The sequence below is a fragment of the Photorhabdus kayaii genome (assembly GCF_025384895.1).
In the GTDB taxonomy this organism is placed as follows: Bacteria; Pseudomonadota; Gammaproteobacteria; order Enterobacterales; family Enterobacteriaceae; genus Photorhabdus; species Photorhabdus kayaii.
Genome location: NZ_JAJAFZ010000005.1, coordinates 34,398 through 58,098 on the forward strand (window position 1 = coordinate 34,398; position 23,701 = coordinate 58,098).

The 23,701-nt window shown below is 42.4% G+C and carries 17 protein-coding genes, 1 tRNA gene and 1 pseudogene; 8 read left to right on the top strand and 11 right to left on the bottom strand.

The annotated features are described in order from the left end of the window. Window positions 1-10: 10 nt before the first annotated feature. The 8 genes and pseudogenes from LGZ98_RS03160 to LGZ98_RS03195 form a co-directional block, all read right to left on the bottom strand. Window positions 11-4,135, bottom strand: coding sequence for an SDR family NAD(P)-dependent oxidoreductase (locus LGZ98_RS03160; RefSeq protein ID WP_262977706.1), 4,125 nt, complete (start codon window positions 4,133-4,135; stop codon window positions 11-13). Then, window positions 4,128-7,439, bottom strand: coding sequence for a non-ribosomal peptide synthetase (locus LGZ98_RS03165; protein ID WP_262977707.1), 3,312 nt, complete (start codon window positions 7,437-7,439; stop codon window positions 4,128-4,130). The genes LGZ98_RS03160 and LGZ98_RS03165 overlap by 8 nt, the downstream gene beginning before the upstream one ends. A gap of 109 nt (window positions 7,440-7,548) precedes the next feature. Next, window positions 7,549-9,234 carry a beta-ketoacyl reductase gene (locus tag LGZ98_RS03170; RefSeq protein ID WP_262977708.1) on the bottom strand — a complete coding sequence of 562 codons (1,686 nt, stop codon included), beginning with the start codon at window positions 9,232-9,234 and terminating at the stop codon, window positions 7,549-7,551. Window positions 9,235-9,395: 161 nt separating this feature from the next. Further along, a complete protein-coding gene (locus tag LGZ98_RS03175; RefSeq protein WP_262977709.1) occupies window positions 9,396-10,709 on the bottom strand; it encodes a condensation domain-containing protein in 1,314 nt (437 codons plus the stop codon). Between the two features lie 293 nt (window positions 10,710-11,002). Beyond that, complete coding sequence (locus LGZ98_RS03180; RefSeq protein ID WP_262977710.1) at window positions 11,003-11,152, bottom strand: hypothetical protein; 150 nt, start codon at window positions 11,150-11,152, stop codon at window positions 11,003-11,005. Between the two features lie 227 nt (window positions 11,153-11,379). After that, complete coding sequence (locus tag LGZ98_RS03185; protein WP_228900282.1) at window positions 11,380-12,894, bottom strand: MFS transporter; 1,515 nt, start codon at window positions 12,892-12,894, stop codon at window positions 11,380-11,382. 48 nt (window positions 12,895-12,942) lie between these two features. Next, a complete protein-coding gene (locus LGZ98_RS03190; RefSeq protein WP_228900240.1) occupies window positions 12,943-13,548 on the bottom strand; it encodes a DUF1062 domain-containing protein in 606 nt (201 codons plus the stop codon). A gap of 537 nt (window positions 13,549-14,085) precedes the next feature. After that, window positions 14,086-14,244 (bottom strand): annotated as a pseudogene (locus LGZ98_RS03195) (IS630 family transposase); the annotation flags it as partial. 550 nt (window positions 14,245-14,794) lie between these two features. Between LGZ98_RS03195 and luxC the strand changes: the two are divergent. From luxC to LGZ98_RS03230, 7 genes are all read left to right on the top strand, one after another. After that, window positions 14,795-16,237 (top strand): long-chain-fatty-acyl-CoA reductase LuxC, encoded by a 1,443-nt coding sequence (gene luxC / locus LGZ98_RS03200; protein ID WP_262977711.1) that lies wholly within the window; start codon window positions 14,795-14,797, stop codon window positions 16,235-16,237. Between the two features lie 12 nt (window positions 16,238-16,249). Next, window positions 16,250-17,185 carry an acyl transferase gene (locus LGZ98_RS03205; protein WP_113040666.1) on the top strand — a complete coding sequence of 312 codons (936 nt, stop codon included), beginning with the start codon at window positions 16,250-16,252 and terminating at the stop codon, window positions 17,183-17,185. Window positions 17,186-17,275: 90 nt separating this feature from the next. Beyond that, the gene (locus tag LGZ98_RS03210; protein ID WP_228900233.1) at window positions 17,276-17,422 is read left to right on the top strand and encodes a hypothetical protein; all 147 of its coding nucleotides are present in this window, start codon (window positions 17,276-17,278) and stop codon (window positions 17,420-17,422) included. Continuing rightward, complete coding sequence (gene luxA / locus LGZ98_RS03215; RefSeq protein ID WP_229015742.1) at window positions 17,406-18,425, top strand: luciferase subunit alpha; 1,020 nt, start codon at window positions 17,406-17,408, stop codon at window positions 18,423-18,425. The genes LGZ98_RS03210 and luxA overlap by 17 nt, the downstream gene beginning before the upstream one ends. A 17-nt stretch (window positions 18,426-18,442) precedes the next feature. After that, window positions 18,443-19,417, top strand: a complete 975-nt coding sequence (gene luxB, locus LGZ98_RS03220; RefSeq protein ID WP_113040664.1) for a luciferase subunit beta — start codon at window positions 18,443-18,445, stop codon at window positions 19,415-19,417. Between the two features lie 61 nt (window positions 19,418-19,478). Beyond that, a complete protein-coding gene (gene luxE / locus LGZ98_RS03225) occupies window positions 19,479-20,591 on the top strand; it encodes a long-chain-fatty-acid--protein ligase LuxE (RefSeq protein ID WP_262977712.1) in 1,113 nt (370 codons plus the stop codon). Between the two features lie 168 nt (window positions 20,592-20,759). Further along, window positions 20,760-21,341: an HI_1492 family protein gene (locus tag LGZ98_RS03230; RefSeq protein WP_011146339.1), complete on the top strand. Its 582-nt coding sequence runs from the start codon at window positions 20,760-20,762 to the stop codon at window positions 21,339-21,341. Window positions 21,342-21,501: 160 nt separating this feature from the next. Here the strand turns inward: LGZ98_RS03230 and LGZ98_RS03235 are convergent, their stop codons facing one another. The 3 genes from LGZ98_RS03235 to LGZ98_RS03245 all read right to left on the bottom strand — a co-directional run bounded on the left by LGZ98_RS03235 (window position 21,502) and on the right by LGZ98_RS03245 (window position 22,401). Next, the gene (locus tag LGZ98_RS03235; RefSeq protein WP_011146340.1) at window positions 21,502-21,804 is read right to left on the bottom strand and encodes a HigA family addiction module antitoxin; all 303 of its coding nucleotides are present in this window, start codon (window positions 21,802-21,804) and stop codon (window positions 21,502-21,504) included. Beyond that, window positions 21,804-22,082, bottom strand: coding sequence for a type II toxin-antitoxin system RelE/ParE family toxin (locus LGZ98_RS03240; protein WP_036814248.1), 279 nt, complete (start codon window positions 22,080-22,082; stop codon window positions 21,804-21,806). Before LGZ98_RS03240 ends, LGZ98_RS03235 begins: the two co-directional genes overlap by 1 nt. A 229-nt stretch (window positions 22,083-22,311) precedes the next feature. After that, window positions 22,312-22,401 (bottom strand) — tRNA-Ser (locus LGZ98_RS03245). 327 nt (window positions 22,402-22,728) lie between these two features. Here LGZ98_RS03245 and ghrA point away from each other — a divergent pair. After that, a complete protein-coding gene (gene ghrA, locus LGZ98_RS03250; RefSeq protein WP_262977713.1) occupies window positions 22,729-23,670 on the top strand; it encodes a glyoxylate/hydroxypyruvate reductase GhrA in 942 nt (313 codons plus the stop codon). Window positions 23,671-23,701: the final 31 nt, after the last annotated feature.

Consider the following 23,701-nt stretch of genomic DNA (forward strand, 5'->3'; position numbering starts at 1 on the left):
CCGATCCGCGCTATAGCACACCGCCTTGATTACGCTTTTTCTCTACTTGCATCGTAAGAGACGCCACGGTGCTCGATTCGAAAAGATCAACCATAGATACCACAACATTAAAATGAGCATTAACTTGTCGCACCAACTCAGCCCCGACCAGTGAATCTCCCCCTAAATCGAAAAAGTTCGATTCATGATCAACTGCGCAGCGCAGTACACCACGCCAAATAGCGGTCATATCATCGATAATGGATTTATTTGATGCCGAGGGAGATACCATTGCAGTCTGCGCCGTATCCATTTGCAATGAATTCTCCACAATATTATGCAACCGCTCATTCAAAGGTACGGTGGAGACAGCAAAACGCGGCTCTGCATGGCATGCCGAGAAAATAATATCCAACGCATTAACGACATCAGCATGACGTAAAGGGCGAGCACGATTGACGCTGTATTTGAAGCTACTTGACTCATCCCAACCCTCCCATCCATCCCAATCAATGGAGAAATAGGGTTTATCCAAATGGTGGATTGAAGCAAATGCGGCACAAGCTTCGTTTGCCGCAGAGTAGGGTGCAAGCCCCAACCCCCCCGCGAAAACCGATAGAGATGAGGTAAAACAGCCAAATTTCAGAGGACGATCGGCAAATATTTCATGCAAAACAGCAGCCCCTTTTAACTTCGGCTGCATCAACTTTTCCCAATCATGCTGAGCCGAATTTTGCAACCACTGGATTGTTGCCTGACCAGAAAGCCCGGCAGCATGGACAAAACAGTTAGCAGCCCCCAGTCTGGATTCCACACGGGAAAGTTCTGCCAACACACCAGCTTTATCTGTTACATCGGCAGTAATCACTGCAAAGTCCGCCCCCATATTGCGCAATTGCGCTATCCGTTGGCTCTGCAATGTATCAGACTGGGTGAGATCTCTGGATGTCTGACCGAGCAGAATAAGTTTTGCGTTAAACTTGGTGACCAGATATTGTGCAACGCCAAAACCAACTGTTCCTAATCCTCCGGTCACTAAACAGATCATGTCAGATGAAAGATTTTCGCTAACCGCTGGGTTTTCAACGTCAAAATAGCGTTCCCAACGCCAACCTTGACGCATAGCAACCGCATTCTGATTATGAGCAGTAAAAAGTTCAGCCACGATATACTGGGCATCATTAAGAGAGCTAAGTGATTTGGCCGGTATGTCGATAACTTTCACTATCATGCCGGGCAATTCCTGATTGATCGCCGAGATGGATGCCAGCGCCGTAGCTCGTTCAATACTCCGTGGTTCGCTGCCCATCACGTCGATAAAACCGGGTCCGATCAATGTTAACGAAATGGCTTTATTTCCCACTTGAGAAAACGCTTTTACCCTATTAAACAGCGTAAATGGGAACCGATCTTCCCCTACCGGCACTTCATCCACTGACGGGATATCACCCAAAATGAAGAGGATATGATCTGGTGTATGCGCTGGTTGTGCCTTCAACCTTAGCATCAAACGCTGAACACTGACGGGATCGTCAACGTTGACGATGTACCCTGTTTCATCGAAAGCAGTTTCATCGAAGGCAGTTTTATCAAGAGAAGTGACACGATTTTCATGCACTTCAAACACGTTTTGCCCCAGCTCACGCAGCACATCCGCGATCGGACACATCTCTTTATCACTGTTATCGTAGAAAATCAGCCAGTTACGCTTAGCCACCGCTGATGATATCGGCGACAAGCGCTGCGTTCGCTTCCAACGTTCAACATAAACGCCGACTGACTCGTCGGAAGTCTCAGAGCTTGCTACAGGTTGACCAGTGCCAAGTTCTGGTTTGTACTCTGTTAATGTTGAATCGGTGTACCAACAGCGCCGACGTTGCAAAGGTTGAACCGGGAGTGGAATACGTTGAACAACTTCTCCATCTCGCAATATCGACCAATCTATCACCAAACCGCGTTGCCAGAGCTTGCCGACCAGTTTGACTAAAGCCGAGTCGCGCTCTTCATGGAGAGCATCCAAACGAATAATATTTTCAGGATTTACAACGACTTCAGAGAAACTATCAGGCGAATGGCCCAAATCTAATATCACATCATTTGCTGATATAACTTTATTCTGCTGCTGTAAGCTCGGCAGCGCACCATCAATCAAGATAGCTTTCACATTATTGCCATCAATCATGCCGTGATGTTTAGACCAAAAACTTCCGGGCAAAGCTATATCACGCTCAGCGAAATTACCATGCTCAGAAAAATGTGATGTCACATTTCTTGGCAACTTATCAACGATTTCAGGCAATGTCAGCATACCCAGCGAGCAGGCCACAGCAAGGTCGTAACGACTATCGGATATGATGAATATTGGCGTCGAAATTATCTTCCGCCAACAATTGATCGCCGCAATTATCGCCACAAGATTGGCAATTTTTCCCTTATCGCCATCATTTATTGTCATTTCAGTGATATCGATTTTACCGATGTTATGGGAAACATCGGTCGGCAATGCAGCAAGCAGCCTATCCATTTCTTGCCAATAACCCGGTATCTGCACGGATAAAGCGGATCGAATAACAGGACCAAGTGCAATCACCAGACGTTGTGGTTCAGAGATTTGCGCTGTGACGGTGAAATCTGCATTTCTGATACCATCAATCAACATTTTCACATCTTTAGCGTATAAACAGGCTCTGTATGGCTGGGCTGCACGGCCTTCCGCATAAGTAAAAGCCACTTCATCAATATGCGTATCGGGTTTAATCTCCAGCATTTTTGCCAAATTGGTACTCAATGTGTTCAGGGCATTAGCGCTGCGTCCCCCTAACGGAATGGCTCGCCAGCCAACGCTATTTTTACCTGACTTTCTTACCGGTGCTTGTTCCAAAATCATGTGAACATTGCTGCCACCGGCGCCAAAAGAGCTCACCCCCGCCCGTCGTGGTCCTTTCACCGGCCAGTTGATGGGCGTGGTATTGATAATGAAAGGACTTTGCTCAAGATTCATAGCAGCGCTGGCCTTGCTGAACGTCGGATGTGGGGCAATCGTGCCAGTCTTTAATGCCATTATCGTCTTGGCTAATCCAGCAAACCCCGCCGCCGCCGCTAAATGGCCCACGTTAGCCTTGATCGATCCCAATGCACAAAATCTCTCACGCTCCGTATTCTGGCGGAAAGCCTGACAAAGCGCGGCATATTCCACCGAATCTCCAAGCGGCGTTGCGGTACCATGCGCCTCGATTATCCCTAATTCATCCGGCCCAACACCGGCAAGCGCTTGAGCATCCAAAATCAGTTTTCGTTGCCCATCCACCCCCGGCGCCGCAAAGCCAGCCCGCGCTGAACCATCATTATTTGCCGCTGAACCGAGGATCACCGCATGGATGGCATCCCCATTGCTAATGGCTTCATCCAATGGCCGTAGCGCCACCAGCCCCGCGCCATCACCAAAGAAAGTCCCTGATGCCTTCTCATCGAACGGTCTACAATATCCATCTTCTGAGAAGATCATATCGTTTTGGTAAAAATAACCCGGTCGAGAATAGGTACATACAGAGACACCACCAGCGAAAGCAATCTCGCACTCACCAAGCAAGAGGCTTTGTATCGCCATATGCACCGCTGTCAGTGATGTCGAACAACCGGTCAAGACAGCTACGCTCGGACCGTTAAAACCTAGTTTGTATGAAATCCGTGCTGGTAGATAATCCTTATCGTTAGTCAGCATGAGCTCTGTTCCCATTATTGAAACCAGATCACACTCAGATTTAATGACATTAGGCAAATAGGTATTCATCGAACTGCCGGTAAAAACCCCGATACGCGGGCGTCGGAAAGGATTACCATAACCCGTCGCTTCGGCCAGTTCCCATGCGCATTCAAGCAGCATTCGATGTTGAGGATCGAGCAATTCAGCTTCTCGCTGGCTGATTGAAAAGAAATCCGGGTCGAATAGATCAATATCCGATAAACACGAATCGACAGGAACATAATTTTTTGCAGTGAATATATGCCGTGCTACCCCACGGCGAATCAGCTCTTCCTGACTATATCTTTTGGCAAGCATTCGGCCTGCAACAAGATTCTCCCATAGCGTATCTAAGCTATTCGCCACAGGTAACCGACAGGTTACGCCAATGATGGCAATCGCATTATCAGACATCTGGTTCCCCTTTCAACGAATGAGTTTGTTTCTCTTTCAATGCCTTTCTTGCATTCAACGTTTTCTGACGTCGCGTTTGGGTTGTTTTATCCGCAACTTCTACCGGTGTTATCGATTGCAGAGGGCTTAAAAGATAATTAGCTAACTTTCGAATAGTCGGAAAACGGAATAAATCTGAAGGAGCCAAGGCACCACATCCCGGTAATTGCACGAGCTGTGCATGGATTTGCATCAGTGCCAATGAATTACCGCCAATATTAAAAAATGCGTCATCCAGCCCGACGGTTGATCTTCCCAACACTTCACACCAAGTTCTCGAAATTTCGGCAAAAACCGAATCAACAGGTAACACAGGCGCGGGTCTCAACGAACTGATATCTGTCAATTGCCCCGCTTCAATCAAGCCATTTAATGCTCTTCTATCAATTTTGTTGTGAGCATTACGCGGCAATTCATCCGCCAGCAGCATCCTGCCGGGTAACATGTAGATGGGGAGATAAGCTTTAAGGTGATCACGAATAGCGGACTCTTCGGGAAGGTTATCCTTACTGACAGGGACGAATATTGCGACTAAACGATCAAGCCCTTCGTGAGATTCAATAATAACGGCAGCGTCCGCAATAGCCTGATGGCGATTGAGACAATCCTCAATCTCAGCAATTTCAATTCGATAACCCGAAACTTTTACCTGGTCATCCACGCGCCCGCAAAAATGGATTCGTTCCCCATCCCAATAGGCTAAATCACCGGTTTTATAGATACGTCCATGATGAATATAGGGATCGGCAATGAAGCGCTGTTCTGTTAACTGTTCAAGGCCAACATAACCACGGGCAACGCCACGACCACCAATGTAAATTTCGCCAACCTCACCTATCGGGGGTGTTTGCCCCGCAGGATTTAAAAGATAGACCGTTGCGAAGTTTAACGGTTTGCCTATGGGGATCACATTGTAGTCAGTCAGTTCTTTCGTTACTTTTTCCACTGTGGTGTAAATTGTCGCCTCCGCCGGACCATACACATTCCACAATGTCCACCGCTCATCTAAATAGGGCCGAATCGTGGCACTAAGCAGCGCTTCCCCACAAATTACCCAATGCTTTATCGCATAAGCTCTTGGCCGAGCCTGAAACTCAGATAACAGGCTTTTCAAACTGGATGGCGTCTGGGTGATAATCGTTACCTGCTCTGCTTCAAGAAGATCCAGCAACTTGTCAGGTTGGTTGCGTATATCATCGGGCACAATGACTAAAACCCCACCAGAACACAGAGCTCCCCAAATCTCCCACACAGATAAGTCAAAACTGGCCGCATGGAACCAAGTCCACACCTCGCCTGGCGCGGGGGCCAAATATTCGTCCATTGCGTTAAAACAGGAAACAACATTGTTGTGTTCAACATCAATGCCTTTGGGAATCCCGGTGGAACCGGAAGTGAAGACACTGTATGCGATTGAAGAAGGCGTACAATGATCAAATGTCGAATGATCAACTGGCCCTGACGCCAAGGCGGATTCAGTCGCCGCAATGGTCATCAGCTTAGCTGTACACCTGTTATCTGGATCAACATCAGCGTTAACCACAACAAGCTTCATCGCTGATTGTTCGACAATCTGCGCCAGACGGTTCTGGGGCAACCTGGGATCTAACGGTACGTATCCCGCGCCCGCACGCATAATACCAAGCATGGCCACCACCGCTTCCAGTGACGGCAACAATGCAATTCCGACGCGATCACCGGGCACCACCCCATTTTGTATAAGCTGAACAGCGACTTTCAGCGACCAACGCTGCAAATCCAAATAAGTTAATGTATCGGCACCATAACGAATCGCTGCTGACGCCGCTTGTTGCGTTACTCGTTGATCAAAAAGCGCAACGAGAGTTTGGTTTGACACTTCCGGGAGAGCGTTAGAATTAATCGGACCAGATGGCAGATTGTAATCCTCTGATTTTAGCGCCAACAAAGTATTCATCTCTTCATCAGGATCTGCTATCAGCATCTCAAGCACTTGCTTGAAGCGCTCTGCAAATATCTGAAGGCCCAAATGTGAGAAAAAATGTTTATCTGCTTTAAACTCACATCTTAAATGGGAACCGGCATCGACAAACAACAGTTCAATATCAAGTTGACCTTCCTGCTGACAAACCCTGAATGGGGAAATAGTTTGTCCCGCCCATGATGCTTGAACAGAATCGTCAGCCATCTCCAGCGCCACCCAACGCGATTGTCCTGCATGCCCTAACATATTCACCGCAACCTGAAACAGTGGGTTACGATCATCATGTCGTTCCACAGCCAGGTGTTCGACCATTTGGCTGAGGCAAAAATTTCGATTATCAAGGGCCGATAACAATCGCTCCTTCGCTGCTAAGAGGAAGTGATGAAATGTCTGCTCGACGGATAAACGTATGGGCAATACATTAAACAAACAGCCGACAATGTGCTGATGAACTGAATGACGCATCGATACTGGTACCCCCATGACGATATCGGCAGCTTTTGTCTCTCTGGTAATGTAAGCACTCCATGCGGTTAATATGACCGTAAAGATCGATCCTCCTATTTCTGAAGCAAGCTGCTTGATTTTTTTGGTTGTCTCTTCACCAATACTAAACAGAATGGATGACTTGTCATTAGCGCCTTTGCGCCAAAAACTATCCCATTGCAACATGGCCGGTGGCTGCTTTAAACATTCACTCCAATAAGCTTTCGATTCCTCTGCTGCTTCACTTTGGTAATATTCTCGTTCTTTGATTGCATAATCCTTGAAATCCTCAATGGGCGGTAACCAGGAATCATCATCTTCGCCAAGTTCAGCCAGATAATAGTGTTCAAGCTGATCCCACATCAGCTCCAGTGAAGTAAAATCCGACACAATATGGTGAACACACATATGTAAAACGTATTCTTCCGCACTGACAACGTAGATACCAAAACGCAGACACGACACTTTTTCTAATTGAAAAGGGATGGAATGAAAGTTCTGAACGGCATCTTCAAGCTCGCCTTGGCTCAAGTTCGTTGCATCGAAAACCTCTAACGTCGGCGGCAAGTGTTCGTTAATGACCAACTTTGGCTCACCATTCACATTAATGAAAGTGCTTCTCAGGGTAGAATTCTTGGAAACGAGACGGTTGACCGCATAGCGAAAAGCATCGATTTGAAACGATCCATGAATACGGAATGCCATGGAAATATTATATTTGGAATCGCCAGGAGTATAATTGTCAATGAACCATAAAGCGCTCTGCTGCATGGACAGCAATTCTTCATCACCAGTCTGTGGGTAATCTTTATACATAACGTGTCAAGCTCCATAAATACTTAAACAGTATCCCCTCTGGTAAGTTAGCTTCGTTACGGAGAGGGCAAAATTTGTGCTTGGTGTTACTCCATCAATCAACGGCTCGTTAGAAATAGCGTTTCAACTTTTCAACCAGCTCAGAAATGCTACAGTCGTCAAAAAAGACAGACATGGGGATTAATTTCCCAATGATTCCACGCAACCGCTGAGCAATCGTAATGGCTGACATAGAGTCCATATCAATCTCATTCAACTTCGTGTCGGCAGTAACGTTTCCTCCTGCAACCAATTTTTTAAGCTCTTCTATCACTATTTCAGTCATTGCCTGACGTTGCTCTTCATGGGAAGGTTTTTCTGGCGTGACCACATCATCAATTTGCGTAGAACTGAAAGTAGGCTCTATATCATTCACCGGCTCTTGCCGGTAAATCATCCTCTCCAGAGCAACCTGACTAAAGTTTCCAGCAATCAGCTTGGCATAATGAGGAATATCCGCGCTGATGACGGTATCTATGACATTTTTAATATCACCCTCAAGCTTCCATGTGATCCCCGTGCCTGGTAACCCAGTCGCGACCCGATATCTCATCAAAGCATCCACGAATGTGTTCGCGGCAGCATATGCCCCCTGACCTGCAACTCCAATAATCTCTGACAGTGGGGAAAATGTAATGAATCCATCTAGGCTTAGCTCTTGAGTTGCCAGATGTAGGTTCCAGATTCCCGCTATTTTCTGGCGGAAAACTTTTTCAACCGAACGGTTGTTTAACGTGGTAAGCAGATCGCCTTCAACGGCGCTTGCCAAATGGTAGATCCCCCGTAAAGGGTGACCTGTTCTATCGATACGTCGCAATATTGCTTTGACGTCCTCAATATCAGCTACATCACCTTGGAACAAACGGAGATTGCAACCCTGTGCTTTTCGTTGTTCAGACTCAGTAATTAAATTAACCGACGGAGCGGAGTGTCCCATCAACGTGACGTGCCTTGCCCCAGCCGCAAACAGATTCTCGGCCAGCATACGCCCGGTATCGCCAAACCCGCCGGTGATAAGATAGTTCGCATTCTGTTTTATCTCCGTCTTTTCTTGGCTAACTGCTAACGGTCTAACCTGACGCTGACAAGTACATTGATCACGAACGAGAAACTCCCTCTGTTCATGCTGATTTGGCATGATGGCAAGAACCGATGTTATCTCTTCGTCCCCAACCTGTTTAACCGGCAAATCAATCAAGCCAACTTCAATATATGGGTACTCTTTGGCAATGACCCGGCCTAATCCCCATAAACTACTACCAGACAAGCCTACCGTATTAAAATGCTCGCCAGACACCTGCACACCTTGAGTAAGAACCCAAAGTTGCGTTTTTGCTTCGTGATGGCGCTCGGCAATTCTGTTAGCAATAAGACGTAAACTTTCTAACTCACGTAATTCATTAGCCACAATATCCGCAGCGTTCAAGAACTCCTCGTGGCTAGCTAAATAGATCAGGGTGTCCGTGTTCCCTATTGCATCAATTTGAGAGGCAGGATCTGCAACAAGATCAATACCAACAACATCAATTCCCTTCACTTCAAGCAACTCCTTCACATGGTGAGTAAAATTGGCGTTTCTACTAATGACAGTACATTGAGTTAATAACGGAACATTGGGCAATACGATATTACGTTTCACCCAATCCAGATTGAATAGTTGCATGCCACTCTTCTCCAAATCACGAAACAATACATCACACGTGTAGCCCGTTTTAAGCTGCATATTATCAAGACGCATCAGGCTTTCGTCCCCCATACGTCAAATTTTATGCCTATGAACCTTCTGACTTCCCCATATCCCTCTTCGCACATTTGTTAACGCGAACTCTTCAACCAATCAGCAACGATTAGTGCCAGAGAACAACAGTGCTACTATTTATGCGACCATAAAAGGCGAAAAAATGGTGAGGTATGCTATTAATAACCAGAGAAAAATGGCTGTTCAATTCCAAGTTCTCCAATTATGTCTAACCAAAGATCCATTAAACGAGGTGGTAAAATCTGTAGATGGCAATCTGGTCTGGAAGAAATAGTGACCTCCATCGTATCAGCATAGATCTCTATATCCATGCTCAATGGTATCTCTTGCGCATCTTGATCCGGTTTCCCAATACGTATTTTTTCAGGCGACAGTTCATAACCAATAACATTGGGGGACCGTCGTTGATCACCAATGAAATTAAAAGAAATTGCAGGAAGTTCAGGCCATCCAAAGATGGAATTAGGCACAAAGTAAGTTGCAGCATAATCCGCCGCTTTTTCCATCGCGTGATTGAACGCTTGTACCGTGTGCTGGAGGGTGCTATCCAACGATGGATCTGGATCAATATTAAACTTAACTGTGATTGGAAATGATACTGACCCGACAAGATTAACCACCGAGGTTTCCCAATACCCCACAAAATGAGGACTGACCCACAACAGCATATTCAGGCTACCCTTCCCAAAAACAGCCGCTAGCGCCTTTAACCAACCACCTAACAACAAATCTGCAACACTAACACGATGTTGCTTAGCCAAAAGGCGTATCCTGTTTAAGGCTTCACCATCAAGCTGCCTGACTTCTGTGACGGCCTCAGACAATCTACTAATGGGTAGTGACTCAACACTCCGCCCGCCGAGAATATTCAGGGTAGGTTGTTCAACTTGTTGTTCATCATCAGGGATAGCGGCTTTTACGATTTGCCGATGTTGTTCATACAATTCAGCACAAAATTGCTCATAATTTGTGGCATTCTCAAGCGCAAGGGGCTGACCATTCACTGACATTCTGTATGCCTTTGAAAGATCTCGCCATAAGATCCTGCTGGAAATACCGTCACAGACCAGATGATTGAATATCAATACCAATCTTTGATCACGGGCACAATTGCCATCAAACAAGCAATAACGCAATAACGGCGGATTTGCCAAATTCATGGCAGCCCTAACCTCAGCAATGTAGTTTGATATTAAGCGCCGGCGATCACATGGACTATCGGTTTGCTCTCTAACTTCAAAAACCTGATGCAATAATTCACGGCTAGGCGGCACGAAATCCATCTTCATATTCATCCCGCTACCAACAAACCGTGCTCTCAGAACAGAATACTTATGCAATAGATATTCAATCGCTACCTTAAGATGTGCCGGTGCCAATCGCTCCAAGGGCATTAATACTTCACCGACACACAACTGATCAACGCTCAGCGAATATCGCAAATCATATAATTGCCCTAATTGAACACGCATAATATTCACCTTTCCATTGCAAGCCCTGCGGGCAGAAACGAAATTAAAACGTTATGCAGACTTCATACTCTTCTGCATACAAATTAGTCGAATAACACAGCGTTTACTTTTGACTACCAGAGAAAGCGAACATGCAGAGTAAAAAAACGGGAATTGATAGCCCGGCTACCCACATGGAATGATAATTAGCGTCATTTATTCAGGTACTAAAAACACAGTGACGATTTTAAAAGTAGCAATAAAAAAAGAAACCTCCACGAATCAATCCAGATATTTGAGCTGGACCAAAATAATTAATACATTATTACTATCAAATAAGTAATTTGGTTAATGTTTTGTTTTAACCATACCCTCACTTTACGGCTTTTATGAACTCTTCTACATATATACCCGTTATCTTTCAAGTTGCCTCTTTGTTGGCTGCACTCGCTCACCCCGGTCACATCGTTATCTATGCTCCCAGGGATTCACTCCCTTGCCGTCGCGATGCATCTTGAAATCCATAGGGTATAGATAGAGAAAAGAGGCCGCCCAGAATACTGGGTCGAGGAACTTACCCGACTAGTCGCCGGTGTGTTAGGTCAGGGAACCAGCCAAAAAGCGGTTCCCTTATTCAACCATTAATTTCCTATTAAGAAACGATGAGTACAATCAATCCGGCTCATCTATTTCACTGACGATGAATCGCGGCATGAGATGCATCACTCTGTGAGGAGCGGCGGAAATTGAACCACACCAACACCGCCATCATCAGAAGAAACAGGGACGCAGCACCCATCACAGAAAAAACAGCATCATCAAATGCTGACTTAGCAAGGCTGACCAAAGCCTGCCCCGCATCCGGCGCCATCTCTTTTGCCGCAATCAATGCGCCATCAATACCATCTTTAGCCACATCGTAGATAGGAGAATCCACTGGAATTTCAATGAAATAGCTATAGATAAATGACATAATGCTACCCATGATCGCAATGCCCAATCCCCCACCCAATTCATAGGAAACTTCTTCAACGGACGCCGCCATCCCTGCCCGATTAGGCGGTGCTGCCTGCATGATAGTACTGGATGCCGCAGTCATTGTTGCTCCAAGACATGTCCCGAGCGCAAAAAAGCAAATTATCTGCAAAGGTAGCGGCGTTGAAAAACTCGCCATGAGCGCCAGTATGGCAATGGCATACATCAACAACGAGGTTATAAGGAAGCGTGCACTCCCTAAGCGAGGAAGAACCCAACCACTCACAGGACTTGCAACAATCGCACCCAATGAGAATGGCAGAAAATAGAGCCCGGATTGCAAAGGCGTTAATGATAATACCAGTTGCAAACGCTGGCTTAACACCAGATTAAGGCCCATCAAACAGGCGGAAGCCACCAGCCCGGCGATAACCGCAGATGAGAAGGCCGGGCTTTTGAACAGGTCAAAATCAATCAACGGATGCACACTGCGTTTTTGCCGTCGAATGAACAACGTCAGAAAACCTATCGTCAGGGTGGAAGTTATCAATATTCCGATATAAGAAGGCTCCCGTTTGGCAAATTCTTTGATGGCATAGGCGAAGCTTATCAAGACAACCATGATCTGCAATGAGCCAATAAGATCCCACGGGTGAGACGAATCTGTTTTCGCTGTTGGGACAAACAACCACGACAGAATGAGTGTCAAAATCACCAGAGGAACGTTGATCAGAAACACTGATCCCCACCAAAAATATTCAAGCAATACGCCGCCAATCAGGGGACCTATTGCCGCGCCGCCAGAAGCAACCGCTGTCCAAATCCCAATGGCAAATGATTTCTCATCTTCATCTTCGAATGTCAAAGCGATAATCGACAGTGTGGCAGGCATCATGATTGCCGCCCCAACCCCTAATAATGCCCGAGAAACCACCAACATTTCTGGCGAATAGGAGTAGGCCGCTATCAAGGATGAGAAGCCAAAGATGATGAGACCATAAACAAACAACCGTTTATGCCCGATACGATCTCCCAAGGTACCCGCGCCTAGCAACAGCCCAGAGACGACAAGAGGATAGATATTCACTATCCATAACTTTTCCGTTGTATTCGCCCCCAAACTGTGGGTCAGACTCGGTAACGCGGTATATAACACGGTCATATCGATAGCAACCAGCGATAACGCGACTGAAACAGCAGTGAGCACCCACCATTTTTTTATCGTATTCATTTCATTCATTTTTACTGCCTATGTCATCTCCAGGAAATCTGGCGTCATTTAGACGCCATAATTATCATATTCTTGCAATAAATTGTTAACGTTAACGCTAAGAGTGATATCACGTTTCAACTTTTTGTTTAATTCCGTTTCCGTTACCCCCTGAATAGTGCCTTGCCCAACGAGCTTCTCCACTCGACTACGTGACAATGCGAGCTTTTTGGTCAAGATTGAGATCAACCTGATAGGAATGGGATATTCAAGCTGAATTGTGATCTCTGCCGCTGGAATTTGAGCGATGTCCTGAAGCTTTTTACCTTCGATGATAAAGTCAGGAGCAGCGCCGAGTTCAGCTCTATTTTTTGCCAATACGCGGTAATCAAATGCATACCGTCGTATTTCATCTTGATCATTATGCAAAAACCGTTCATACAAATTGCTTTCCAATTTGTTGACATGAATCCTGGAAAAAATATCAATATTCCAGGTGTAATCACATTTCTCACATTTATAGATACTCCACACATCTAAGACTTTTTTCTGCGCATTAACCCTAAAAGTGCCGGCTGGATAAAACGCCTTTTTTACTTCACAGCCAGGGCAACGTTTCAAAATGGCCTGATAACCTACGGGCCTTACTAACCAGATAACATTTCTATTTGTCATGATAGATCCACGTTTAAATTGGTTAAGTTAGTTACTAGTTACGGCTAAATTGGTCAATTTCAGATCTGATTTTGATGATATTCTATAACATCAGATCTTGAAACCCTTTATCAATTCGTTGCTTAGGTGATATTGATGTTTATGTTTTGCAGATCTCGTTACAGTACACAGCATTCAGATAACAGAAGACTTTGACTTGAATTGCCATAAGCCTGCAAGCAGTGTCTTTTCTGGACAGTTTTTGCATCAGGCGCTGTTCATTTGGGGATATCATAGACATAATTCGAGCCGGTTAGTGTTATGTGTTGATTTAATGATTACTTAAATCGTTCAAACCAGATTGTATTTCCTCAAATGGGGAGACTATTTTGTCGAGCTGTTTCATATCATTAATTATTTCAATTAATACGTTTCGCTATTTTTTTCATAAAAAATATCATGAAAGGGAAAAAGAATGAAACCCAAAAAACTAGAAATTAAAAGATTAATGTTGCACCCTCTAAATAACTTTTTATAATTATGATACACCCTATTTTATTATTCTCTGTTATTCCTATAGGAAAATGAATTAAAAAATATTTTCATTTTTTTGAGCAACTGCCACATATACTGACAGCAATGATTTCGTGTTACTGTTTCACGCAGGGATTGCCACAGGCGTTCAATTTTATTCAATTAGGGTGAATAAACAGGTAATTTTTTTCATCTGGCGTCGTTCATTGCAGAGTATGGGGCTATGACCGGGATAACTCAGTCCATTTAGTAGTTTGAGATTATTTTGCAATTGTTCAGGTCGCAAAAATTGGACTAAGCTCCCTCCAAGTGATCTACTATTTTGAAAAGTTATTATAAGGATTTATTGAATGAATAATCGATTTAATAATCTTCATGAATATTTCTCACATAAAGAAGACCTTGATTTCCCTGATTTAAATTTTTTATTAATAAATTTTGTTGATATGAAAATTTTATTTTGCTATTTTAAAGACACTAAGAATGGAAAGGGAATTATATTTATGAGCGCCGGGTTACATTAATGCTTCTGAGCTGAAAGTTCAGAGTGTTATTATTTATAATTAAATTTATAATTTAGGTTTCTTATAATCATAAATTTTATTTTCTGGATATTTTGTTATTTTTATCGTCGTAACATAAAAGTGAAATAAGCAAGTGTTAGGATAACCAGTTTATAAGATGGTTAAACAGCAACTTAAGTTGGAATTACCCTATTAAATGGATGGTAAATATGACTAAAAAAATTTCATTCATTATTAATGGTCAGGTTGAAATCTTTCCCGAAAGTGATGATTTAGTACAATCCATTAATTTTGGTGGTAATAGTATTTACCTGCCAATATTGAATGATTCTCATGTAAAAAACATTATTGATTATAATGAAAATAATAAATTACGGTTGCATAATATTGTCAATTTTCTCTATACGGTAGGGCAACGATGGAAAAATGAAGAATATTCAAGACGCAGGACATACATTCGTGATTTAAAAAAATATATGGGATATTCAGAAGCAATGGCCAAGTTAGAGGCCAACTGGATATCTATGATTTTATGTTCTAAAGGTGGCCTTTATGATGTTGTAAATAATGAGCTTGGTTCTCGCCATATCATGGATGAGTGGCTGCCTCAGGATGAGAGTTATATTAAGGCTTTCCCAAAAGGTAAGTCTGTACATCTGTTGGCAGGTAATGTTCCATTATCTGGGATCATGTCTATATTGCGCGCAATTTTAACCAAGAATCAGTGTATTATAAAAACATCATCAACCGATCCTTTTACAGCTCATGCATTAGCGTTAAGCTTTATCGATGTAGATCCTAATCATCCGATAACGCGCTCTTTGTCTGTTGTATATTGGCAACATCAAGGGGATATATCACTCGCAAAAGAAATTATGCAACATGCGGATGTCATTGTTGCTTGGGGAGGAGAAGATGCGATTAATTGGGCTGTAGGACAAGCGCCACCTTATGTTGACGTGATTAAATTTGGTTCTAAGAAGAGTTTTTGCATTATTGATAACCCAGTTGACTTGACATCAGCAGCTACCGGTGCGGCCCATGATATTTGTTTTTACGATCAGCGAGCTTGTTTTTCCACCCAAAACATATACTACATGGGAAGTCATTATGAAGAATTTAAGCTAGCGTTGATAGAAAAACTTAATCTATATGCGCATATATTACCAAACGCCAAAAAAGATTTTGATGAAAAGGCGGCCTATTCTTTAGTCCAAAAAGAGAGCTTGTTTGCTGGATTAAAAGTAGAGGTGGATATTCATCAACGTTGGATGATTATTGAGTCAAATGCGGGTGTGGAATTTAATCAACCACTTGGCAGATGTGTGTATCTTCATCACGTCGATAATATTGAGAAAATATTGCCTTATGTTCAAAAAAATAAGACGCAAACCATATCTATTTTTCCTTGGGAATCAGCATTTAAGTATCGAGATGCGTTGGCATTAAGAGGTGCGGAAAGGATTGTAGAAGCAGGAATGAATAACATATTTCGAGTTGGTGGATCTCATGACGGAATGAGGCCGTTACAACGATTAGTGACATATATTTCTCATGAGAGGCCATCTAACTATACTGCTAAGGATGTTGCGGTTGAAATAGAACAGACTCGATTCTTGGAAGAAGATAAATTCCTTGTATTTGTCCCATAATAGGTAAAAAGAATGGAAAATAAATCCAAATATAAAACCATCGACCATGTTCTTTGTGTTGAAGGAAATAAAAAAATTCATGTTTGGGAAACGCTGCCAGAAGAAAACAGCCCAAAGAGAAAGAATACCATTATTATTGCGTCGGGCTTTGCCCGAAGGATGGATCATTTTGCTGGCTTGGCGGAATATTTATCGCAGAATGGGTTTCATGTGATTCGCTATGATTCACTTCACCACGTTGGGTTGAGTTCAGGGACAATTGATGAATTTACAATGTCTATAGGAAAACAGAGTCTATTAGCCGTTGTTGATTGGTTAAATACACGAAAAATAAATAACCGTGGTATTTTGGCTTCAAGCTTATCTGCACGGATAGTTTATGCAAGTCTATCTGAAATTAATGTTTCGTTTTTAATCACCGCGGTCGGTGTTGTTAACTTAAAATATACGCTTGAAAGAGCTTTAGGATTTGATTATCTCAGTTTACCCATTGATGAACTACCGAATAATCTGGATTTTGAAGGCCATAAATTGGGTGCTGAAGTCTTTGCGAGAGATTGCCTTGATTTTGGCTGGGAAGATTTAACTTCTACAATTAATAGCATGATGTATCTTGATATACCGTTTATTGCTTTTACTGCAAATAATGACAATTGGGTAAAGCAAGATGAAGTTATCACATTGTTATCAAATATTCGTAGTAAGCGATGCAAAATATATTCTTTGCTGGGAAGCTCTCATGACTTGGGTGAAAACTTAGTGGTCCTGCGCAATTTTTATCAATCGGTTACGAAGGCCGCTATCGCGATGGATAATGATCGTCTGGATATTGATATTGATATTGATATTGATATTATTGAACCCTCATTTGAACATCTAACTATTGCGACAGTCAATGAACGTCGAATGAAAATTGAGATTGAAAATCAAGCAATTTCGTTGTCTTAAAACCTATTACTTAAATAGAAATATACCCTATGGATTTCAAGATGCATCGCGACGGCAAGGGAGTGAATCCCCGGGAGCATAGATAACTATGTGACCGGGGTGAGCGAGTGCAGCCAACAAAGAGGCAACTTGAAAGATGACGGGTATATAAGGACTCACTATGAAATTTGGAAACTTTTTGCTTACATACCAACCCCCCCAATTTTCTCAAACAGAAGTAATGAAACGTTTGGTTAAATTAGGTCGTATTTCTGAGGAGTGTGGTTTTGATACTGTATGGTTACTAGAGCACCATTTCACGGAGTTTGGTTTGCTTGGTAACCCTTATGTCGCTGCTGCGTATTTACTTGGTGCAACCAAAAAATTGAATGTAGGGACTGCGGCTATTGTTCTTCCCACAGCTCATCCAGTGCGCCAACTTGAAGATGTGAATTTATTGGATCAAATGTCAAAAGGACGATTTCGGTTTGGTATTTGTCGGGGGCTTTACAACAAAGACTTTCGTGTATTTGGCACAGATATGAATAACAGCCGCGCTTTAGCGGAATGCTGGTACGGGTTGATAAAAAATGGAATGACCGAGGGATATATGGAAGCTGATAATGAACATATCAAGTTCCATAAGGTAAAAGTAAACCCGACAGTATATAGTAAAGGTGGAGCACCTGTTTATGTGGTTGCTGAATCAGCCTCGACTACTGAATGGGCCGCTCAATTTGGTTTACCAATGATATTAAGTTGGATTATAAATACTAACGAAAAGAAAGCACAACTTGAGCTCTATAACGAGGTGGCTCAAGAATATGGGCACGATATTCATAATATCGACCATTGTTTATCATATATAACATCTGTAGATCATGATTCAAATAAAGCGAAAGAGATTTGTCGGAATTTTCTAGGGCATTGGTATGACTCTTATGTGAATGCCACGACCATTTTTGATGATTCAGACAAAACAAGAGGTTATGATTTCAATAAAGGGCAGTGGCGTGACTTTGTATTAAAAGGACATAAAGATACTAATCGCCGCATTGATTACAGTTACGAAATCAATCCCGTGGGAACCCCGCAGGAATGCATTGACATCATTCAAAAAGACATTGACGCCACAGGAATATCAAATATCTGTTGTGGATTTGAAGCTAATGGAACAGTAGATGAAATTATTGCCTCCATGAAACTCTTCCAGTCTGATGTCATGCCGTTTCTTAAAGAAAAACAACGATCGCTATTATAGTAGCTAAGGAAAAAGAAATGAAATTTGGATTGTTCTTCCTTAACTTCATCAATTCAACAACTGCTCAAGAACAAAGTATAGTTCGCATGCAGGAAATAACAGAGCATGTTGACACGTTGAATTTTGAACAGATTTTGGTGTATGAAAATCATTTTTCAGGTAATGGTATTGTCGGTGCTCCTCTGACTGTTTCTGGTTTTTTACTCGGTTTAACAGAAAAAATTAAAATTGGCTCGTTGAATCACATTATTACAACTCATCATCCGGTCCGAATAGCGGAGGAGGCTTGTTTATTGGATCAATTAAGCGAAGGGAGATTTATTTTGGGGTTTAGTGATTGTGAAAAAAAAGATGAAATGCGTCTTTTTAATCGCCCTGTTGAATATCAACAGCAACTATTTGAAGAGTGTTATGAAATTATTAACGATGCTTTAACAACAGGCTATTGTAATCCTGATAACGATTTTTATAGTTTCCCTAAAATATCTGTAAACCCCCATGCTTATACCCAAGGAGGGCCTCGGAGATATGTCACAGCAACCAGTCATCATATTGTTGAGTGGGCTGCTAAAAAAGGCATTCCTCTCATCTTTAAGTGGGATGACTCCAATGATGTTAGATATGAATATGCTGAAAGGTATAAAGCCGTTGCTGATAAATATAGCATTGACTTATCAGTGATAGATCATCAGTTAATGGTATTGGTTAACTATAACGAAGATAGTAAGAAAGCTAAACAAGAGACACGTGCATTTATCCGTGATTATGTTCTTGAAAGGTATCCTAATGAAAATCTCGAAAATAAACTTGAAGAGATAATCACAGAAAACGCTGTCGGAGATTATACGGAATGTATAGCTGCGGCTAAGCTGGCAATTGAAAAGTGTGGTGCAAAAAGTGTATTGCTATCCTTTGAACCCATGAATGACTTGATGCACCAAAAAAACGTAATCAATATTGTTAATGATAATATTAAAAAGTACCACATGTAGTAAAAGAGTATGGCAGCGTTGTTGCCATACTCTCTAAATTATCGGGAGGGGTAAAACAGGTATGACTTCATATATTGATAAACAAGAAATCACCGCAAGCTCAGAAATTGATGATTTGATTTTTTCGAGCGATCCATTAGCTTGGTCTTACGATGAACAGGAAAAAATCAGAAATAAACTTGTGTTTGATGCATTTCGTCATCACTATAAACATTGTCAAGAATATCGTCACTACTGTCAGGCACACAAAGTAGATGACAATATTACGGAAATTGATGACATACCTGTATTCCCAACATCAGTTTTTAAGTTTACTCGCTTATTAACTGCTCAGGAGAACGAGATTGAAAGTTGGTTTACCAGTAGTGGCACGAGTGGTTTAAAAAGTCAGGTGGCGCGTGACAGACTAAGTATTGAGAGACTCTTAGGCTCTGTGAGTTATGGCATGAAATATGTTGGTAGTTGGTTTGATCATCAAATGGAGTTGGTCAACTTGGGGCCAGATAGATTTAATGCTCATAACATTTGGTTTAAATATGTTATGAGCTTGGTAGAATTATTATATCCCACGACATTTACCGTAGCGGAAGAACGAATAGATTTTGTTGAAACATTGAATAGCCTTGAACGAATAAAAAATCAAGGTAAAGATATTTGTCTTATCGGTTCACCATACTTTATTTATTTGCTCTGCCAGTATATGAAAGATAAAAATATCTTATTTTCTGGGGATAAAAGCCTGTATATCATAACGGGGGGCGGCTGGAAAAGTTACGAAAAAGAATCCCTGAAACGCGACGATTTTAATCATCTTTTGTTCGACACGTTCAACCTCAATAATATTAGTCAAATCCGCGATATATTTAATCAAGTTGAACTCAACACTTGTTTCTTTGAGGATGAAATGCAACGTAAACGTGTTCCGCCGTGGGTATATGCGCGAGCACTTGATCCTGAAACATTGAAACCTGTACCTGATGGAATGCCGGGGTTGATGAGTTATATGGATGCGTCATCAACGAGTTATCCGGCATTTATTGTTACCGATGATGTCGGGATAATGAGCAGAGAATATGGTCAATATCCTGGTGTACTTGTTGAGATTTTACGTCGCGTCAATACGAGGGCACAGAAAGGGTGTGCTTTAAGCTTAAACCAAGCATTTAATAGTTGATATACTCTATGGATTTCAAGATGCATCGCGATGGCAAGGGAGTGAATTCCCGGGAGCATAGCGAAAAAATTCTCCAAAACATCTGCATTTGGGGACTTGATAGAGGTTTGTGGGGGTTGGCTTAACACTATTTTCATTGTTATATTGCTCAAAGCAAAAGGAGATAATATGAAAAAATTAGCAGTTATGCTTGCATTGGGAATGATTAGCTTTGGTGCAATGGCAGTTGATGGGTATAAAGATGCAAAGTTTGGCATGACAGAAGAAGAATTTCTTTCGAAAAGATTATGTGATTTTGAAAAATTTGAGGGAAATTCTCAAATAGAAGAAGTATCACTTTATTCATGTTCTGACTTTTCGTTTGCTAACAAAAAGCGTGAAGCAATGGCATTTTTTTTAAATGGAAAATTTAAAAGATTAGAGATTAATATTGGCCGCCTCGTGAAGCCAGTAAGCAAATCGTTAACGAAAAAGTACGGAGATGAATCATCGTATCCATCACAAGAAGAATTTGAAAATGCGCTAAAATACAATGGAACTATGTCTATAGGTTATGATAATAATACGGTATTAGTTGATATACATATAATGTGTGGCAAAGAAGGCATAGAAACCAGTCGACTGATTTATACGAGTCCAGATGTTCATACGATCCCCGATTTAGAGAATAAAATCCAGGAATTAAGGGGATTAAAGGAATTCCAAGAATTACTGGAATTAGATCGTGAAAAACTGGATGAAGATGTTTGAAACGGCAATAGCCACCTTCGGGTGGTTTTTTATATCTGTTTAGTCCCAACATTTGATAGTTGACATCTTTTGTCCAAGGCTTTCGAGGTAAATATATTGCCGTTTTGGTGTTATGAAAGTAAAAAGCCCAGGTGGTAACCTGAGCTCAGGTTGTTGACTTTTAGGTGTGAGATAAATGGACAGGCTTAAATAACGGAGTCAGTTTGGAAATATCAACCGTCTTTTCTGCTTTATCGAGGCTATAAGTTTCTTGCAGTTTTAGCCACAGCCGTGGAGAGCTACCAAGTACTTTTGACAGTTTTATTGCCATCTCTGGTGTAACTGCTGCTTTGCACGACACTAAACGTTGAGCCGTAGATGGAGCAACATTTAGTGCTCGTGCTAGATCACGAATTCCTAAACCTAGTTCTTCCAAAGAGTCAGCAATAATTTCGCCTGGGTGAGGTGGGTTAAACATTTTCATTAGTGATAATCCTCGTAGTTAACTATGTACGCGTCACCATCGATAAATTCGAATGTCACACGCCAATTTCCTGAAATGGTAATTGCCCACTGTCCTTGCCTGTTTCCCGTTAAAGGATGTAGATTGTATCCGGGAAGGTTGATTTCCCCTATATCCTCAGCTTCGTTAATAACAGCGAGTCGTTGGCGGAGTTTGTTTGCATGTTGAGGGTTAATTCCAATAGAAACACCTTTTTCAAAAAATTGGCGCAGTCCCTTATGTTTGAAACTCTTTATCATTCCTTATCGCTCCGTGTTGCGCTACAAGAAATCTTATAACAAAGTGTTCCCTATTACGCAACATCATTTGAACCAAGGTTTGGAGGAAAAGGAGGGATGGATTCGCTGCGCTCACCCTGCGGGCCGCCGTTGGCGGTCGAACCCTAGTCGAGGGTTCTCGACCCTCCCTGCATCGGGGGCATATATAAGAAAAAAGCCCAAGTATTTAACCTGAGCTTTCTTTCGAATTTGGCGGTGAGGGAGGGATTCGAACCCTCGATACGTTTTCACGTATACACACTTTCCAGGCGTGCTCCTTCAGCCTCTCGGACACCTCACCATTTTTTTCATTCCAGTAACTTTGTCTAACATCGTCGCTGCAACGGGGCGCTACTATAGGGAAAAGCGTTACAAGCGTCAACACTCTTCTGATATTTTTCTTTGGTTTTTTGATTGGTTAGCTAAATAAGAGTCAATGCGGTGAATTGATATCCACCTGATGCCGATAAAATAGAAAATGTACAAGTCCTTTGATAAGAAAAAAATGAATTCGTTAACTACTTAACATTCTCAAAATTTTCGTAATGATGATTAACAAAGGGACTTGCAACCTACACTCAATCATCAGATAACCCTGTATGAAAATGTAAGATGAGGATAAATAGTCATGGAGATTATCTTTTACCACCCCTTTTTTGATGCTGCTCAGTGGATTCAAGGTATGCAGCAACGATTGCCCAATGTCAATATCCGCCAATGGAAACGCGGCGATAATAAGCATGCGGATTATGCAATGGTTTGGGATCCCCCCTATGAGATGTTGGAAAATCGCTCTGGATTGAAGGGGATTTTTATTTTAGGTGCAGGAGTAGAGGCGATTTTAAAGCAGGAACAACAAAAACCAGGGATGTTACCCGCCGGTGTGCCACTGATGCGGCTTGAAGATGCAGGCATGGGGCTGCAAATGCAGGAGTATGCGGTAGCAACGGTTTTACATTATTTGCGACGCATGGATGAGTATAAGCTGCAACAAGGGCAGAGGAGGTGGAAACAACTCGAACCTCATGATCGCAAGGATTTTGTTGTGGGTGTGTTGGGTGCCGGTGTTCTGGGCAGCCGTGTTGCACAGACGTTAGTTGAATGGGGCTTTATTGTGCGTTGTTGGAGCCGTACTCCAAAACAGGTTAATAATGTAGGTAACTTTCACGGTGAAGATCAATTGGGCGATTTTCTCTCCGGTAGCAAGGTGCTTATCAATTTGCTGCCCGATACACCAAAAACCCGTGGTATTCTGAATTTATCGCTGTTTAGCCAGCTAAAACCAAAGTCATATCTGATTAATATCGCACGAGGTGCCCATTTAATAGAACATGATCTGTTGGTGGCGATTGATAAAGGTTATATCGCCGGGGCTTCATTGGATGTGTTTGTTGAGGAACCACTACCAGAGATGCACCCGTTCTGGACTCACCCCCGTATAACGGTGACGCCACATGTTGCGGCTATTACTATTCCCGATATTGCTATGGATACGATTAGTGAAAATATTCGACGAATTGAAAAAGGGGAATTATCAACCGGCGTTGTGGATATAAAACTAGGATATTAATAACGTCTCTTTACAATAGGGGCGGCTATTG

Excerpts from the sequence above, each read along its gene's own strand:
- LGZ98_RS03160 (WP_262977706.1), bottom strand. The coding sequence starts at position 4,135 with ATGTCTGATAATGCGATTGCCATCATTGGCGTAACCTGTCGGTTACCT.
- LGZ98_RS03165 (WP_262977707.1), bottom strand. The coding sequence starts at position 7,439 with ATGTATAAAGATTACCCACAGACTGGTGATGAAGAATTGCTGTCCATG.
- LGZ98_RS03170 (WP_262977708.1), bottom strand. The coding sequence starts at position 9,234 with ATGGGGGACGAAAGCCTGATGCGTCTTGATAATATGCAGCTTAAAACG.
- LGZ98_RS03175 (WP_262977709.1), bottom strand. The coding sequence starts at position 10,709 with ATGCGTGTTCAATTAGGGCAATTATATGATTTGCGATATTCGCTGAGC.
- LGZ98_RS03185 (WP_228900282.1), bottom strand. The coding sequence starts at position 12,894 with ATGAATACGATAAAAAAATGGTGGGTGCTCACTGCTGTTTCAGTCGCG.
- LGZ98_RS03190 (WP_228900240.1), bottom strand. The coding sequence starts at position 13,548 with ATGACAAATAGAAATGTTATCTGGTTAGTAAGGCCCGTAGGTTATCAG.
- luxC (WP_262977711.1), top strand. The coding sequence starts at position 14,795 with ATGACTAAAAAAATTTCATTCATTATTAATGGTCAGGTTGAAATCTTT.
- LGZ98_RS03205 (WP_113040666.1), top strand. The coding sequence starts at position 16,250 with ATGGAAAATAAATCCAAATATAAAACCATCGACCATGTTCTTTGTGTT.
- luxA (WP_229015742.1), top strand. The coding sequence starts at position 17,406 with ATGAAACGTTTGGTTAAATTAGGTCGTATTTCTGAGGAGTGTGGTTTT.
- luxB (WP_113040664.1), top strand. The coding sequence starts at position 18,443 with ATGAAATTTGGATTGTTCTTCCTTAACTTCATCAATTCAACAACTGCT.
- luxE (WP_262977712.1), top strand. The coding sequence starts at position 19,479 with ATGACTTCATATATTGATAAACAAGAAATCACCGCAAGCTCAGAAATT.
- LGZ98_RS03230 (WP_011146339.1), top strand. The coding sequence starts at position 20,760 with ATGAAAAAATTAGCAGTTATGCTTGCATTGGGAATGATTAGCTTTGGT.
- LGZ98_RS03235 (WP_011146340.1), bottom strand. The coding sequence starts at position 21,804 with ATGAAAATGTTTAACCCACCTCACCCAGGCGAAATTATTGCTGACTCT.
- LGZ98_RS03240 (WP_036814248.1), bottom strand. The coding sequence starts at position 22,082 with ATGATAAAGAGTTTCAAACATAAGGGACTGCGCCAATTTTTTGAAAAA.
- ghrA (WP_262977713.1), top strand. The coding sequence starts at position 22,729 with ATGGAGATTATCTTTTACCACCCCTTTTTTGATGCTGCTCAGTGGATT.